This window comes from Pelagibius sp. (assembly GCF_965227505.1).
Classification (GTDB): Bacteria; Pseudomonadota; Alphaproteobacteria; order Kiloniellales; family Kiloniellaceae; genus Pelagibius.
The window spans coordinates 528,874-543,440 of sequence record NZ_OZ245757.1; the positions used below are offsets into that span (position 1 = coordinate 528,874).

Genomic DNA, 14,567 nt, shown 5'->3' on the forward strand with positions numbered 1-14,567 from the left:
GCTGCCTGAACGGGCGCAATGCCTTTGATGGAGCCCGCCGGAGCCGCTTCAGACGGCCGCAAGAGCCGGTTCGTCGGTGACCGCAGCCGCCTCGGCCGGCTGAAAGTCGACATGGATGTGATTGCCGTCGGGGTCATGGATGTTCACCTGGATGATCTGAAATCCGGGTACGACACCGATCCGGTAGTCCTCGCCGCGCTGCCGCAAGCCCCCGAGGAAATCGGCAAGACCGCTGGCCGAAAAGGCAAAGTGCTCCAGACGCAGCTCCCCTTCCGGCGCAGGCTGGTCCGGCACCTCGATCAGATGGACCACCGGCGCCTCGCCGCAGTAGAGCCAGGCCCCCGGGAAGCCGAAGGGCGGCCTCTTGCCGCTGACAAAGCCCAGCACCTCCTCATAGAAGGCAACCATCTTCGCCAGGTTGGCGGTTCTGATGTTCACGTGATCGAGTCTGGCAAGAGCCATGGCCGTTTACCTCCGGGGCGCCGATGCGGCGACTGGAACAGGAGCAGGGCTCATCTTAACAGCGATGCAGGCAGCAGCCATGCAGTCTGCGTCTGGGTGCCATGCCGGGCCGAGACGCCCGCGTTACCGTCCAGACATTCCCCTGAAACGAATCATGGCCACCGTGACTGCGCCTTCCCGTCGCCCGCAGAAGCGCGGCCTGCGCCGGGAACAGGCGCCGCGCCGCAACTTCGTGACACTGCTACAGGAGCGACGTGTAATGACGTGGTCATCTCCCCTTCGCAAAACCCTGGCTGCGGCCGGGCTGCTGATTGCAACCAGTGGCCCGGCGCTGGCCGAAATCCCCATTGCCACCGCCGGCCCCATGACGGGTTCGCTTGCCGGCTTTGGCGAACAGTTCCGTCACGGCGCCGAACTGGCGGTCCGCGACATCAATGCCCGCGGCGGTGTCCTCGGGGAAAAGCTGGTCCTCACGGTCGAGGACGACGTCTGTGATCCCAAACAGGCGGTGGCCGTAGCCAACCGTCTGGTCGGCAAGGGGGTCGCCTTCGTTGCCGGGCACGCCTGTTCCGGCAGCTCCATCGCGGCCTCAAAGGTCTACGACGAGGAAGGCGTGCTGATGATCTCGCCGGCCTCGACCGCGCCGGAACTCACCGAGAACGGCGGCGATCTGGTATTCCGGGTCTGCGGGCGTGACGATCAGCAGGCGGCGGTGGCCGCGCGCTACATCCACCGGACCATGCCGAAAGCGCGCGTCGCGGTGCTGCACGACAAGTCTGCCTATGGCAAGGGGCTGGCGACGGAAACCCGGCGCAAGCTGGCCGAACTGGGTCAGACCATCGCCCTCGACGAAGCCTATACCGCCGGCGAGAAAGACTACCGGGCCGTCGTCAGCAAACTGAAACAGGCCGACATCGACCTGGTTTTCGTCGGCGGTTACCACACCGAGATCGGCCTGATGCTGCGCCAGGCAAAGACAGCGGGCCTGAAGGCGACCTTCATGGCCGGCGACGGTCTCATGAGCCCCGATTTCTGGTCCGTGTCCGGCGGCGAGGGTGAAGGCACGCTCATGACCTTCTCAGCCGATCCGCGCAAGAACGCGGCTGCCCGTACGGTGGTGGAGCGCTTCGAGGCGGAAGGGATCGAGCCCGCGGGCTACACCCTCTACACCTATGCGGCGGTCCAGGTCTGGGCGCAGGCGGCCGAAAAGGCCGGCAGTGTCGACCCCGAGCGCGTTGCCGAGACGCTGCGAAGCCATGACTTCGAAAGCGTCCTGGGCGAATTGGCCTTCGACGGCAAGGGCGACGTTTCGGTGCCCGGCTACGTAGTCTACCGCTGGAGCGCAGGCAGCTACGACTACGCGTCCAAGCTGGACAACTGACGGTCCGGCCAAAGTCGGCGGGCCCCCTGTGCGCAGAGGCCCGCCGACCTCTTCGTTCGCGCTCGCCTCTAGGCCGGACGGTGGACCACCTCGAAGCGCTCGAACAGCAACTCGCTCTCGTTCTCGTCAAAGGGCAGACCGATGGCTTGGGAACGCCGGGCGAAATAGCGCCGATGCCCATCAAGCCACCAGGCAAGCGTGCGGTCCCCCTCGCCCTCATCCCAGGCAAAGGCCTCATCGACCGACATCAAGGGGCCGCGGCGGGTCTCGGTCGTCCTGATGGTGCAGCGCGGGCGGCCCGAACCGTCCAGCACAATGAAATGAGCGCCTACTTCCGGCAGGGTGTCGCCATCAAGTTCCGCCTCCGCAACCCAACCGACGGTCGCCCGCTTGGGTCCCGAAACGACGAGCTCGGCGAGTTCATCCGCGAAGGCCGGTGAATCACCGAAATGAAAGGCTTCGACAACCGTCTCGGCCGGCAGCCCGAGGTCCGCCTTCACCCGCTCCCGATAGGACGCGACTTCTTCCAACTCGCTCATGGCATCTCCTTTACCGGCATCTGCGCCGTTCTTTGCCCGCGGCTTCGCGCCGCCAGAATATCGCCCTTGAATCGTCTGGCAACAGCCGCCATGAACAGCAAGCCTCCGCACTCCGGCAACGAGATACGCCATGCCGCACAAGCGCAAGACCACGCTCACGGATCGGGAACTCTGGGACCAGAAGGCCGAGGACTGGCACACCCAGGTGGGCGACGAAGGCGACCTCAACCGGCGCCTGAACAGCGATCCCGTGCTGTGGCGCTTCATCGGCGACGTTGCCGGCCAGGACGTGCTCGACGCCGGCTGCGGCACCGGCTATCTCGCCCGCCACCTGGTCCGCAGGGGCGCGCGGGTTACGGGCGTGGATCTTTCCGGCGCGATGATTGCCGTGGCGCAGCGCCTGGCATCCGAACAGGGCCTCGGGATGACGCTGATGCAGGACGACTGTACAAGCCTCGCCCGGGTCGACGATGCCAGCCAGGACTGCGTCGTCTCCAACTACGTGCTGCACGATGTGCCCGACCACCGCGCGGCGCTGGCGTCCGTCGCCCGGGTCCTGCGGCCCGGCGGCCGCGCGGCGGTGGTTTTTCTGCATCCCTGCTTTCCGCTGGACGGGCCGGGCGGCGACCCCGATGCAGTGACCTATCGCTGGTCCTGGAGCTACTTCGAGGAAGCCGCCCTGGAAGAACCGCCATGGGCCCACTTCACCTCGGTCTTTACCAGTTATCACCGGCCGCTCTCCGCCTACTGGCGGGCTTTCACCGAGAGCGGGTTCAGCATTGTCGATTTCGAGGAGCCTGTCGTGCCGGCGGAGGCCGCACTGCCGCCGGAGCGGTTGCGCTATCTTCGCATGCGGCCGAACTCCGTGGCTTTCCTCCTGGCGAAGACCTGACCATCCAGGCTTTCGCCGGCGGTCGCCGATCCGCGGCCGGACGGTGGTCGGGGCGAGAGGATTCGAACCTCCGACATCCTGCTCCCAAAGCAGGCACTCTACCAGGCTGAGCTACGCCCCGAGCCGCGGGAAAGCTATGATTTTGCGCCGGCCTTGGCAATCGCCTTTCCTTCGGATCGACGCCCGCGGCGACGTCGGCTTCCGCCTTGACCCGGCCCCATCGGCCCCATCGGCCCCGTCGAACGGAGCTGGTCGGGCACAAGAGCGGGGACGCCAGAAGCCGGAGCACTCAGACCTGCGGCTCCCCCGACGGTTGTAAAAAACGTTGCCGACTACTGCTGAAGGCCGGGGATCGCCGGAACCGCGGCAGCGCCAGGGTTGGGCGAAGCTGTCCAAAAACTGCAAAAAAGGGCTGCCTGCTCACGCTGCGCCTTTCATTCTCGCAACTTTCAGGATATTAGGGGGCGTGGGAGAGTCGCCTCTCTTTGTCCGCCTCGGGGGTGGGGCGAAAGGCAGGGGCTATGCGTAAGGGAAGACGTGGCAGCAAGGGGGCCACGCCGTTATTTGGTATGTCCGGCCCGCGCAGGGCCGGTGCGTGGGCGTTTGATCTGCGTCCCTCATACGGTGCTGTTCTTGGCAGTGCGGTCCTGGCGGCCGGGCTGACTTTAGGTATGTCCCCATCCTGGGCGCAGGATTGGGTGCCCGAACTGCAGGGCGCGGAAGACGAAGCCCGCGGCCGCAGCGACCCCATCGTCATATCGCTTCCGCCGGACCTCGACACCGACGTTTACGCCCGCCTGGCCGTTGAGATCGACGACATCGACATGACCGCCTTCGCCAGCACGGCGCCCGGTCAGATCACGGTGAGTCCGCCGGAGGCGCTGAGTACGGGCCAGCACACGGTGCGTCTGATCGAACGGGGGGAAGAGGGCAGCATCCTGGAACGCGGTGTCTGGGTTGTCGAGGTTCGCTTTTCCGAGTTGGTGCGCGACTTTTCCGTCAACGCCGATCTGGCCGGAGAGGTCAACGGCCGCGTTCTCGACGGCGGGCTCTCCACCCCGTCCCAGCACGTGACCGGGGAGAGTGGCGGCAACCTGGAAGCCGCCGCCGGCGACGAGAACTGGCGCGTCTCGCTGCAGGGCAACTATGTCTACAACTCGCAACTGGAACTGGGGCTGAACGAACGCAACCTGGATCTCGGCGAGTATCGCCTCGACGGCGACTTCCAGAACGAGGATTTCTTCGCCGGGCTCACCGCCGGCAACCACGATACCGGCATCGAAAGCCTGATCATGTCGAGCTTCAACCGGCGCGGCGTTTCGGTGCGGGCCGGCACTTCCGATGACCGCATCAGTGCGACCGGTTTCGTTCTGCGCACGGAGTCGATCGTCGGCACCCGGCACGTCCTCGGCATCAGCCACGACGAGGAACGCATCGAAGGCGCATCCATCTCCGTAAGGCCGATCGAGGCCTTGCAGGACAACATCCTGCTGACCGGCGTCTATTACAGCGGCGAAGGCAGCGACGGGGGCTTCGGCATCGGTGCCGAGGAGGTGGTCAACGAGGGCGACGGCTGGTCGGTTGCCGCCGACACGCTGTGGTTCGACGAAAGCCTGCGTCTGCGCGGCGAGTTCGCGGAGGCCAGCTTCGACTTCGATGGCAAGAACGTGGGTTTCGGCGCCGAAACGGCAAACGCCTATTCCGTCTTGGCATCGGTCGAGCCTCTGCGCGGCAGCACTCTCGGCGGCAGCGTCGTGAACTGGACGGTCGGCGCCGAGCACAGCGTCGTCGACACCTTCTTCCAGAGCCTGGCCAACCCGTCGCTGCAGGCCGACCGCGAGACGACCTCCGCCTTCAGCCGTTTCTTCTGGGATGAGTTCAGCGCCGACCTCACCGTCAGCCACCAACTCAGCAACGTCGACGACTTCGATTTTCTGCCCACCGACCGGACCATCGACGGCTACTTCAACGGCACCTACACACCCTATGTGGAGCCGAGCGAAGACGGCAGCCTGCCGTGGTTCGGCCAGCCGTTCTTCGGTGTGACCGCCACGGTGACGGATATCGAAAGGGTCGAGCGGTCGTCGGACTTTCCCGAAGACGACGCCAACAACATCAGCAAGTCGCTGACCCTCAACGCCGGGGCCAACTACGAGACCTGGAGCTGGAACCTTTCGCACACGATCTACACCTTCGACGATGAGATCAACGTCAGCAACGACAGCATCAACAATACCACGGGGCTGAGCGGCTATTTCCTGATCGACGACTGGCTGACCCTGTCGCCCAGTGTGCAGTACGACGTTTTCGAGGACACGGATAGCGGCAAGGCCAACCGCACCATCAACCTGGGGCTGGCCACGGATATCACAGTGATCCCCGAGACGCTGTCCGCCAGCCTCTCCTACAATATGAACGTGAGAACCGGCGACGGCGACACACCCGATACCACGAGCCTCGGCGGCGAGGTGGTCTGGACCCTGCGGGAGCCGGACATCAACACGTTGGGCATTGCTTTGGCCTTCAACGGCTTCATCCAGGAAACCCGGAATGACGATTTTGTCAGTGAAGAGGACGATGTGCAGTATCAGGCATTCACGACGCTCCGGCTCTCCTTGCCGGTGAGCTACTGAGGGTGGCGGCCATGATGAGATCTATCGTTGGCATTGCCACGCTGGTGCTCGCCGTCATCGGCATCCTCCTGGCAACCCCGGCCGCGCAGGCTCAGACTGTCGACGTCGACCCGACGCCGGATCGGGCGACGATTTCGCTGAACGGCGCGTCAACCGTGACCATCGCCTGGGGGGTCACGCGCAGTGCAACGGCGCCCGGTACGGTCAACGCCCCACCCGCACAGCTCTCGGTCGGAGGTTTCAATGCGGGGACCTCCGGCGCCACCCTCTCGCGCGTTTTTCCCACGGCCGGCACCCAGTCCACGACCTTCGTGGAAACCTTCGTGATACCCCGCGAACTGGCTTTCCGTGCCGCCAGATCCGGCGCCCCGATTCTGGTTTCGCGCACCTTCACTGACATTGCCTTTGGCAGCAACGACACCGGTGTTGTGGCGCTCTTCCCGGGCGGTCCGGGGTCTGAACCGTTCTCGATCCGCCGGCTCGACCTTACCTTCGACGACCGCTCGCGCGTGCGGGTGCTGTCCAAGGGCAGCCGCCTGCGGGCCATCGCGGAGATCAACACGACCGGATCGGGCCTGATCGTCGGACAGTGGGAGGTCGCATCGGCAACGACCACGGCGGGAACGCCCGTCTTCCGCCCGCTCGCCCTGGTGCGCCAGAACGTCGCCGGGGGCCGGCGCGTCTTCATCACCAGCCCGCCGCTGCCGACGCGCTTCGAAGGCACCAATCTGGTGCGCCTGAACATCACCGACCCGGCGACCGGCTTCGATGAACCGGAACTGCAGTACTACGTGACGCCGGAAAGCCCCCTGCCCGACCGGCAACAGCCGCGCCTGCTGTTGATGACCAGCCCCAGCCCCGGCACGCCGCTGACCCTGACGACCCGCTTCGCCTGGCAGGCCGTGCCCGGTGCCAAGGCCTACAAGCTGGAGTTCTTCCCCGCCGTCCCAGGGCCGGCCCCACCGGCACCCCAGGACGAGATCGTCGCCAGCCTGCCGCTGGACCCGAGCCCGGACCCGCAACCCGATCCGCCAGGCGGCCGCGCCGCGGGTCCCCTGACCGGGATTGTGCTGCCCGGCGCAGTCACCGAGACGCGGCTGAAGGACTTTACCCTGGCCCACCTGCCCGCCCAGCGCCGCTATCGCTGGATCGTCACCGCCATCGGCGAAGACGGCGCCATCCTGGGGGCCAGCGCCATGCAGGAGATCTACAAGCCGTAACACCCTGCCGCACGCCGTCACCCCGTTGAACCCCGGCCTTGGCCAAGGCGACCAATGGGAGAACCGCAGCCAAGGCCCGATTGCCCGGGCCTCGGCTGTGCAACGGATCGTTAGGCAAGGAATAGAATCATGCGCTCTCGAGCAACCCGCTTCATTCTCGCACAGGCCACGGCGGCGGCGGCCCTGATGCTTTCAAGCCTGCCGGCCGCGGCTGCGATCGATTCGGTCGCGCCCTCGCCCGTCAAGGTTCAGGTCGCCGCCACGGGCGCAAGCAGCATTGCCGTCACCTGGCGTGTCGGAAGATCGTTCATGGCGACGCCGCCGGTGCCTGCCACCATTGAGTCGGCCCGTGCCGAACTGCTGATCGGCGGTGCCGTGGTCGGGACCGTCGGCCGACGCCTGGGGCAGACCACCGAGGGTGACCTGACGCCGGAGACATTCCTGTTCCGGGAAACCGTCAGCATTCCCAGGGCCGTTGTTTACCGCGCGATCAAGCAGGAAAGCCCCATTGTGATCCGCCGCGTCTTCGCGGACAGCGCCGAACTCGCCGAGACGGAAGACGGTGAGGTCCTGGTGGTCCCCGCCGGGCCCGGCTCCGCGGCGTTCTCGATCCAGCGCGTCTCTCTCTCCTTCTTTGACGATTCCCGCACCCAGGTGCTGTCCAGAAACAGCGAACTGCGCGCCGTCGCCGAGGTGAACACCACCGGCGTCAGCCTGCTGACCGGGGTCTGGGAGGTCGCCAGCGGCAGTTCGACGGCCGGCACGCCGGTCTTCCGGCCGCTGACCCTGGTACGCCAGGGCGTCGCCTCCAGCGGTCGAACGGTGCTGACCTCTCCGCGCCTGCCGACGGCGACGGAAGGGACAAACCTGGTGCGGTTTCGCATCACCAACCCCGAGACCGAGCTGCAGCAGCCCATACTGCAGTACTATGTGACGCCGACCAGCACGACCGTCGCGGTGAATCCCTTGCGTGAAATCCTGGTGTCGGAGCCGCGTGCCGGCGCAGCCCTGACCGAGGATACGCGTTTTGCCTGGACCGCACTGCCGGGTACGGCGACCTATCACCTGGAGCTCTTTGCCGCACCCGCCGGCCCTGCCGGGCCCGTCGATACGCAGGCCCTGCAAAGCGAGATTCCCTCCGATCCGTCACCGGATACGGAAAAAACCGACGGTCAGGTTGCGCTTGCCGGCATTTTTGTGCAGGGCAGCGAAACCGCGGCCCGTCTGGCCGACTTCACCCTCGCCCAGTTGCCGGGCGATCGCCGCTATCTCTGGAAGGTCAGCGCAATTGATGCTAAGGGCGCTGTCATCGGGTCCAGTTCGGTCAGGGAGATCTACAAACCTTAGGCGTCCTCGGACCCGGGTCGCCGCTTGCCGTGAGGACTTCTCTTGACACAAGACGATCGAGAGCTGCTTCGTCGCATGGCCAACGGCGACCAAACCGCCTTGGACGACTTTTACCGGCAGTACGAAGGTCGCGTTTACCGCTTTATCCGGTCAAAATTGAACGATTCCTTCGATGCCGCCGACGTACTGAACGAGGTCATGTTCGAGGTCTGGCGCAGCGCCGGGCGCTTTGAAGGACGATCCGCGGTGAGCACATGGGTTTTGGGTATCGCTCACCACAAGGCAATCGACCGGATACGCCGACGCAAGCCAGGTGAGAGCGTGGAGCTGGACCCGGAAATCGCAGAAGACGACTCACCGGATCCCGCAGAAACGCTCTCCGCAGCCCAGAATGCCGAGCAAGTGCGTCACTGTGTCGATCAACTCTCAGAGGCGCACCGCAGCGTGGTTCATCTGGCGTTCTTCGAAGACCTCCCCTACGGCGATATAGCCTCCATCGTGGGCTGTCCCGAGGGAACGGTGAAGACAAGAATGTTTCACGCGAAGAAGGCACTGATGAAGTGCCTCGCGGGGCTCAAAGAGATGGGACTGTTGTGATGGCTGAGAACGGAAAACGAGACGAGGACCTGGACCTCCTCCTCCCGTGGTATGTGAACGGCACCTTGAGCGCCGAGGAGCAGCGGGCGGTCGAGGCCTACCTGGAAACCAGCGCGCATGCGCGCGACGAGGTCGCCCTGCTCTCGGCCATGCGCCAGCAGGTGAAGGACGAGAGCATCGAAAACAGCCCCGGCGAGCTGGGCCTGAAGCGCCTGCGGCGGGAGATCAGCCTCGGCGATCAGCAGGCGCCGGCGCCCGCCGAAACCGACAAGGTCGTCTCCATCGCTTCCTGGTGGCGCCCGCTGGCCGTTGCCGCCTGCCTGGCCGTGGTCATTCAGGCGGGCGTGATCGTAACCGGCGGGCCGGACGGCGATACGACGATCGCGACAGGCCCCAACCCAGCGGTTCTCCAGGTCACCTTCGAGCCTACGGCGACGGAGCAGGAGATCCGGGAAGTCCTCCAGGCGGCCGGCACGTCGATTGCCGGGGGCCCCAGTGCTCTTGGAATCTACGACCTGAGCCTGCAAGCTGCTGACGGCGGCTCCGCCGAGATCGAAGCCGCGCTTGCAGCGCTGCGCGCTCGCGGCGACGTCGTGACCTTCGCCGAAAGGAACTGACTCGTGCGGGGTGTCCTGCGGATTGTCGGCTTGGTTGCCTTGCTGTTCGGTCTTGCCGATACGGCGGCCGCGCAGGTTCCGACCACCGACCAGGGCGCCGCACCGCGGATCACGGGCATCGGTGTGGTCCGCTGTGTCGAGCCCGGCGACCGCATCGCCGTGCGCGGCAGCAATTTCGGACGCGCCGGCGGCAAGTCGCTGATCATGCGGGACTCCGCCCATCGCGTCGAACTGCCGATCACCCGCTGGACGGACCGCAGTATCCTGGCAACCGTACCGCGCAGCCAGCAGTTGGTGCCCGGCAGTTGGTACGAACTGGGCATCGAGGACCGCAGCGGAAACTGGACCAGCGCGCAACGCCGCCCGCTGCAGATCTGCCCGCCCACGCGGCCGCAATCCGATTCCGCCGGCATTCCCATCGACCCGCAGCGCGCCACCATCGATCCGAACCGGCGGCCCGGCACGCGCGAACCGGGCAATCGCCCGCAGCAGGCCGACCGTCCGCGCCAGCCAAACCGCCCCGCCCCGCAAACGCCGGGAGGCACGACCGAGCGCCCGGCGCCGCCGACCCTGCCGGGTCTTCCGCCGCCGCCGGCGCAGGCTGCCGGAGCGGACCAGGAAGACGACGAGGTTCTGGTTATCACCGGCAGCCTCCAGGATGCCACGGCCCTGGCGCAGCAGTTGACGGGCCAGGGTTACGCCGTCCGGTCCCTTCAGGAACTGCCTGTCCTGGGCTTTGCCCTCATGCGCCTCGGCATCCCGGGCGGTCAGGACGTGCCGACCGCGCTGGATTCCCTGCGCCAGAGTTTCCCGACCACCCTCTTCGACGCCAACACGCTCTACGGCCCGCAGGCGGCCGCCGAGCCCAGGCACTATGCCAAGGATCTGATCGGCTGGCCGGAGCCGCTGCAGGACTGCCGGCTGGAGGTCGACGTCGGCCTCGTTGACACCGTGGTCGACCGCAGCCACCCGGCCTTGCAGGACAGCCGCCTGCTCGCGAAGAACTTCCTCACCTCCGGCCTTAAACCCGCACCGCCCGACCACGGCACGGCAATCGCCTCTCTGATTGTCGGCAACCCCAGGTCCAACACTGCCGGCCTCGTTCCCTCCGCCCGTCTCTACGCGGCGGCGATTTTCGGTTTAAGGGACAACGACCGCGTGGTGGGCACCACCGACTCCATTGCCCGCGCCATCGACTGGCTGGGCCAGCAGGGCGTACGCATCGTCAATCTCAGCCTCTCCGGGCCCAGCAACCAGGTCCTGCGACTGACCATGGAGCGTGCTCACGAAAGCGGCATGATCCTGATCGCGGCCGCCGGCAACGAAGGCCCCAATGCCGCGCCGGTCTTTCCCGCCGGCTATGCACCGGTCTTGGCGGTCACGGCCGTCGACGCTGCGCTGCAGCCTTACACCGAGGCAAACCGAGGCGATTACATCGATCTCGCAGCGCCGGGCGTGGACGTCTGGAGCGCCCGCAGCGGGCGCGGCGGCCGCTACAGCAGCGGCACCTCATTTGCCGCGCCTTTCGTCGCAGCCTCCGCCGCCGTCCTGCTGGCGCTTGAGCCGGACGTCTCCGCCGAGGCGATGCGGCAGCGCCTGACGGACTCCGCCCGCGACCTGGGCTCACCGGGACGCGACAGCACCTTCGGTTGGGGCCTGCTGCAACAGCCCTCAGGCTGCTAGAGCAGATCAGCCGCCGATACAGTCCAGCAGAGGACCCAACTGCCCCACCCTCTTGCGGATCGTCGCGGCACGCCCGGCGACATAGTCCCCCGGCGGGTTGGCGCGCCAATTCAACGGGCTGGGCAGCACGGCAACCAGTTGGGACGCCTGACGCAGGCTGAGGTCCTTTGCGCTGGTGCGGAAGTTGGCGCGGGCCGCAGCCTCGACCCCGTAGATCCCGGGGCCCCATTCGGCGATGTTCAGATAGACCTCAAGAATGCGCTGCTTGGGCCAGAGCACCTCCAAGGCCGTTGTCAGCGGCAACTCCAGGACTTTGCGCAGGATCGAGCGCTTCGGCCAGAGGAAGAGGTTTTTCGCGGTCTGCATCGAGATGGTGCTGCCGCCGCCCGCACGCCGACCCTCGGCATAGGCCTTGACGGCCGATTCCAGAGATCCCCAGTCGAAGCCATCGTGCTCGCAGAACAGGTTGTCTTCCGCCGCGACGGCGGCACGCTTCAGGTGCGGGCTGATCTCGTCCCAAGACACCCAGTCCCTGGTCAAGCCCTGTCCTTCCACCAGTCGGATGACCATCAGGGGCGTGATCGGCGGCGGCACGAAACGGTAAACCACTGTCAGCGCCAGCGGCGCAAAGAGGACAACGAGGAGCCCCCAGATGATCCAACGCCGGAACCTGAACAGGACGCGTCTGATCATCGGCCGCCGCGCCGCCGGCCGGTCTCAATCCGCAAGGGAGGGTTCGTCCACGGCTTCCGTCCCCCAGTTCCGCTGCCATTTCAGCAGCGCACGCTGCGCCGTCTCCGGCGCAGTCCGGTCATAGACGTCGAGGATCGCAGCCACGCGCTCGGGGTCCGTATCCGCATCGCCGCCACGCAGGTGATCGGTCAGAATGAAAATGGCGCCGAACAGAAGTTTGTCGACGCCGACTGCGCGGCAGGCGATCGCCAGATCCTCGCCGCCGCCGCCATAGACGATGCGCTGCAGTTGGGGGCTGCGGAGCTCCGTCAGTTCTGCGAACAGCAACTCGAAAAGCGGGAGGTTGCCCTTGCGCAAAGCACGGACGATAGGGTGGCTGGCGATGCGTTCTTCGTCGCCCAGCGTCGCCGCCTGAACCGCAGCGGCGGCGTTGCGCAGATGCTCCTCCCCCGGGTTGGCGGCCGGCGGTTCCGAAACATCGTGGCCGAACCCGGCGCCGTTCGGCGCCGCGGTCCCGTTTTCCGGGGCCGCATCGGCGGCGACATCATCCTCGCCGGGGCCGACGTCGATGACCTCAGGCGGCGGCGTTTCAGCCGCCAGGGCGCTGCGCCCGGACAGCGGCGCGGCCAGAAGCTTTGGCGGTGGCGCGACCTGCCGTGGTGGCGGCCGTTCCTCGTAGATCACCACCTGGCGATCGCGCCGCCACAGCCATACGGCAACGGTCAGGATGAACATCACCCCGATGGCCGCCATCATATAAAGCTGGCGTTGCTCGATGCGGGTCACCGCCGGCGCAATGGCGGCCGCCGGGTCCCGCTGCGCTTCGGCCAGTTGCTCCTGCAGCATCGCCGTCTGTTCGTCGCGCACCGTCAAGGCCGTGTCGAGGTCGTCGACCTGGGCCCGCAGGCTCTCCACCTCCTCCTGGGCCTCGTCCAATGCGCCGACCTGCTCTTGAAGGTCGGCAACCTGGCGCTCGGTCTCCCGCAGCTCCGCCACTTCGTCCTCCAGGACAGCGACCTGCTCTTCGGCGTCGCGCAAGACCTCCACCCGTTCCTGCAGAACGACAACCTCTTGTTCCACCGGTTCCAGCTCGCTGACCCGGGCTTCCAGGGCCCGCAACTGCTGCTCGGCGACCTGCAGCGCCTCTTCGCGCCGGGCGAGTTCCACCTGAGGGTCCGGCTGCTCCAGGACCTCCTTCAGGCGTGCGGCAAAGGCCCTGAACTCGGCAGAGTCGGACTGCGAGGAGCGGATCTCCGGGCGCAGCATCAGGGCCTGCAGGGGAATCGTCGCCGCAACCTCGCCGCCCAGCGCTCTCTGGGCTGCGAGCCGGCCCGCCCCCTCCACCAGGGCGGCAAGGCTCGGGCCCGTTGCCGGGCCCTGTCCGGTTCCGTCCACAAAGGGCGTCGGCGAGATACCGGGCGGCCGCTGGCCGTCGCGCAGTGCCATGATGGAACTCTGCCGGGCGGAGACGATGTCGTCGGCGGCACGGCGGATGGTCCCGGGCGGCAGCGGTTCCGCCGCCTCGGTTAGGCGCAGCGTCGGATCCAGCATCAGCCAGCCCCTGGTAACCGCAAAGCCGTCGACCAGCGCCACGTAGTTCGACCAGTCCTGACGCAGCAGCTCGGCGGGGCCCGAGCCGAAGCGTTCGGCGAAGCCGCGCCGCAGGCTGCGGACTTCGGTGAAGGCGCGCATCTGGCGCCGTGCCCAGGCATGGCGCAGGCCCGGGTCCCCCTCGGCAATGCGCCGCATGGAAAGACTGAGATAGCTGTCCTTGAGGAAAAAGTACCGCGCCAGCTCGGCGCGGCTCGCCGTCTGTCCGGCGATCGGTGCCAAGGTGCCGGAGCGGCGGACGTGGTCGTCGAACCAGGGCCAGTCGGCCGAGGCATCCACCTGCGACAGCGCTTCGATCATCACCGGCAGCAACTGGTCGCTGTTGCTTTCCTCACCCCGCTCGCGCAGCCGAGAAAAGCGGACGAGGCTGGGCAGCCATTGCCCATCCAGCCGCTTGTCGATTTCCACGATGCCCTCGGGCGAGACCCGCAGCGCCCCCTCCGGCAGGTCGACGATACGCAGCCGCCCTTCATCCAGCAGGGTCGTCAGCCGCTGGGCCAGGGCCCGGTAGTTGCCTTGCAGCTCGGCCCAGCGCGTGCTGGCGAAGCTGTTGCTGTCCCGCCCGGCAATGTCACCGTAGAAAAACGCGAGAGATTCGAGCTCCGCGACCGCCGTGCGCAGATCGGTCTGCTCCAGGGCGCCACTTGCCTGACCGGCCACGGGCTGGGCCAAAGCCGGTACCGACGCGGGGACCGCCGCCAGCAGCCCGCAGACCAGCACGACGATGGCCAGCACGACTGTACCCACGGCGCGGCCCGCCCTCGACGGACTGCGTTCAGCGAACACTGCTCTGCGGCTCGATTGCGCCGACCCCATACCACCCGGTTCGGCCGCTCGCAGACGGCCGTTCTTGTTGTTTTCCCTGAGGCGGATCCGCTCCAGGGGCGTCACG

Annotated in this window: 12 protein-coding genes and 1 tRNA gene; 8 read left to right on the forward strand and 5 right to left on the reverse strand. The window is 66.7% G+C overall.

Going from position 1 to position 14,567, the window contains the following annotated elements; translation table 11 throughout:
• Positions 1-48: 48 nt before the first annotated feature.
• The gene (locus ACO06P_RS02490; protein WP_420348435.1) at positions 49-462 is read right to left on the reverse strand and encodes a VOC family protein; all 414 of its coding nucleotides are present in this window, start codon (positions 460-462) and stop codon (positions 49-51) included.
• A gap of 259 nt (positions 463-721) precedes the next feature.
• Between ACO06P_RS02490 and ACO06P_RS02495 the strand changes: the two genes are divergently transcribed.
• Positions 722-1,843 (forward strand): branched-chain amino acid ABC transporter substrate-binding protein, encoded by a 1,122-nt coding sequence (locus ACO06P_RS02495; RefSeq protein ID WP_420348436.1) that lies wholly within the window; start codon positions 722-724, stop codon positions 1,841-1,843.
• A 68-nt stretch (positions 1,844-1,911) separates the two neighbouring features.
• On the opposite strand, the gene ACO06P_RS02500 is transcribed toward ACO06P_RS02495, so the two are convergent.
• Positions 1,912-2,382: an ASCH domain-containing protein gene (locus tag ACO06P_RS02500; protein ID WP_420348437.1), complete on the reverse strand. Its 471-nt coding sequence runs from the start codon at positions 2,380-2,382 to the stop codon at positions 1,912-1,914.
• 130 nt (positions 2,383-2,512) lie between these two features.
• Between ACO06P_RS02500 and ACO06P_RS02505 the strand changes: the two genes are divergently transcribed.
• A complete protein-coding gene (locus tag ACO06P_RS02505) occupies positions 2,513-3,274 on the forward strand; it encodes a methyltransferase domain-containing protein (protein WP_420348438.1) in 762 nt (253 codons plus the stop codon).
• Positions 3,275-3,318: 44 nt separating this feature from the next.
• Here ACO06P_RS02505 and ACO06P_RS02510 read toward each other — a convergent pair.
• Positions 3,319-3,395 (reverse strand) — tRNA-Pro (locus ACO06P_RS02510).
• Between the two features lie 550 nt (positions 3,396-3,945).
• Between ACO06P_RS02510 and ACO06P_RS02515 the strand changes: the two genes are divergently transcribed.
• From ACO06P_RS02515 to ACO06P_RS02540, 6 genes are all read left to right on the forward strand, one after another.
• A complete protein-coding gene (locus tag ACO06P_RS02515) occupies positions 3,946-5,907 on the forward strand; it encodes a hypothetical protein (protein ID WP_420348439.1) in 1,962 nt (653 codons plus the stop codon).
• 11 nt (positions 5,908-5,918) lie between these two features.
• Positions 5,919-7,127 (forward strand): hypothetical protein, encoded by a 1,209-nt coding sequence (locus ACO06P_RS02520; RefSeq protein ID WP_420348440.1) that lies wholly within the window; start codon positions 5,919-5,921, stop codon positions 7,125-7,127.
• A gap of 129 nt (positions 7,128-7,256) precedes the next feature.
• Positions 7,257-8,474, forward strand: coding sequence for a hypothetical protein (locus ACO06P_RS02525; protein WP_420348441.1), 1,218 nt, complete (start codon positions 7,257-7,259; stop codon positions 8,472-8,474).
• A gap of 75 nt (positions 8,475-8,549) precedes the next feature.
• Positions 8,550-9,071: an RNA polymerase sigma factor gene (locus tag ACO06P_RS02530; RefSeq protein ID WP_420348442.1), complete on the forward strand. Its 522-nt coding sequence runs from the start codon at positions 8,550-8,552 to the stop codon at positions 9,069-9,071.
• On the forward strand, positions 9,071-9,688 hold the full coding sequence (locus ACO06P_RS02535) for a hypothetical protein (RefSeq protein ID WP_420348443.1): 618 nt from the start codon (positions 9,071-9,073) through the stop codon (positions 9,686-9,688). Before ACO06P_RS02530 ends, ACO06P_RS02535 begins: the two co-directional genes overlap by 1 nt.
• Before the next feature lie 3 nt (positions 9,689-9,691).
• Positions 9,692-11,371 carry a S8 family serine peptidase gene (locus tag ACO06P_RS02540; RefSeq protein WP_420348444.1) on the forward strand — a complete coding sequence of 560 codons (1,680 nt, stop codon included), beginning with the start codon at positions 9,692-9,694 and terminating at the stop codon, positions 11,369-11,371.
• Between the two features lie 6 nt (positions 11,372-11,377).
• Here ACO06P_RS02540 and mtgA read toward each other — a convergent pair whose 3' ends face one another.
• Both mtgA and ACO06P_RS02550 read right to left on the reverse strand, forming a co-directional pair.
• The gene (gene mtgA / locus ACO06P_RS02545; RefSeq protein WP_420348445.1) at positions 11,378-12,064 is read right to left on the reverse strand and encodes a monofunctional biosynthetic peptidoglycan transglycosylase; all 687 of its coding nucleotides are present in this window, start codon (positions 12,062-12,064) and stop codon (positions 11,378-11,380) included.
• A gap of 24 nt (positions 12,065-12,088) precedes the next feature.
• Positions 12,089-14,422, reverse strand: a complete 2,334-nt coding sequence (locus tag ACO06P_RS02550; protein WP_420348446.1) for a DUF2336 domain-containing protein — start codon at positions 14,420-14,422, stop codon at positions 12,089-12,091.
• Positions 14,423-14,567 lie beyond the last annotated feature (145 nt).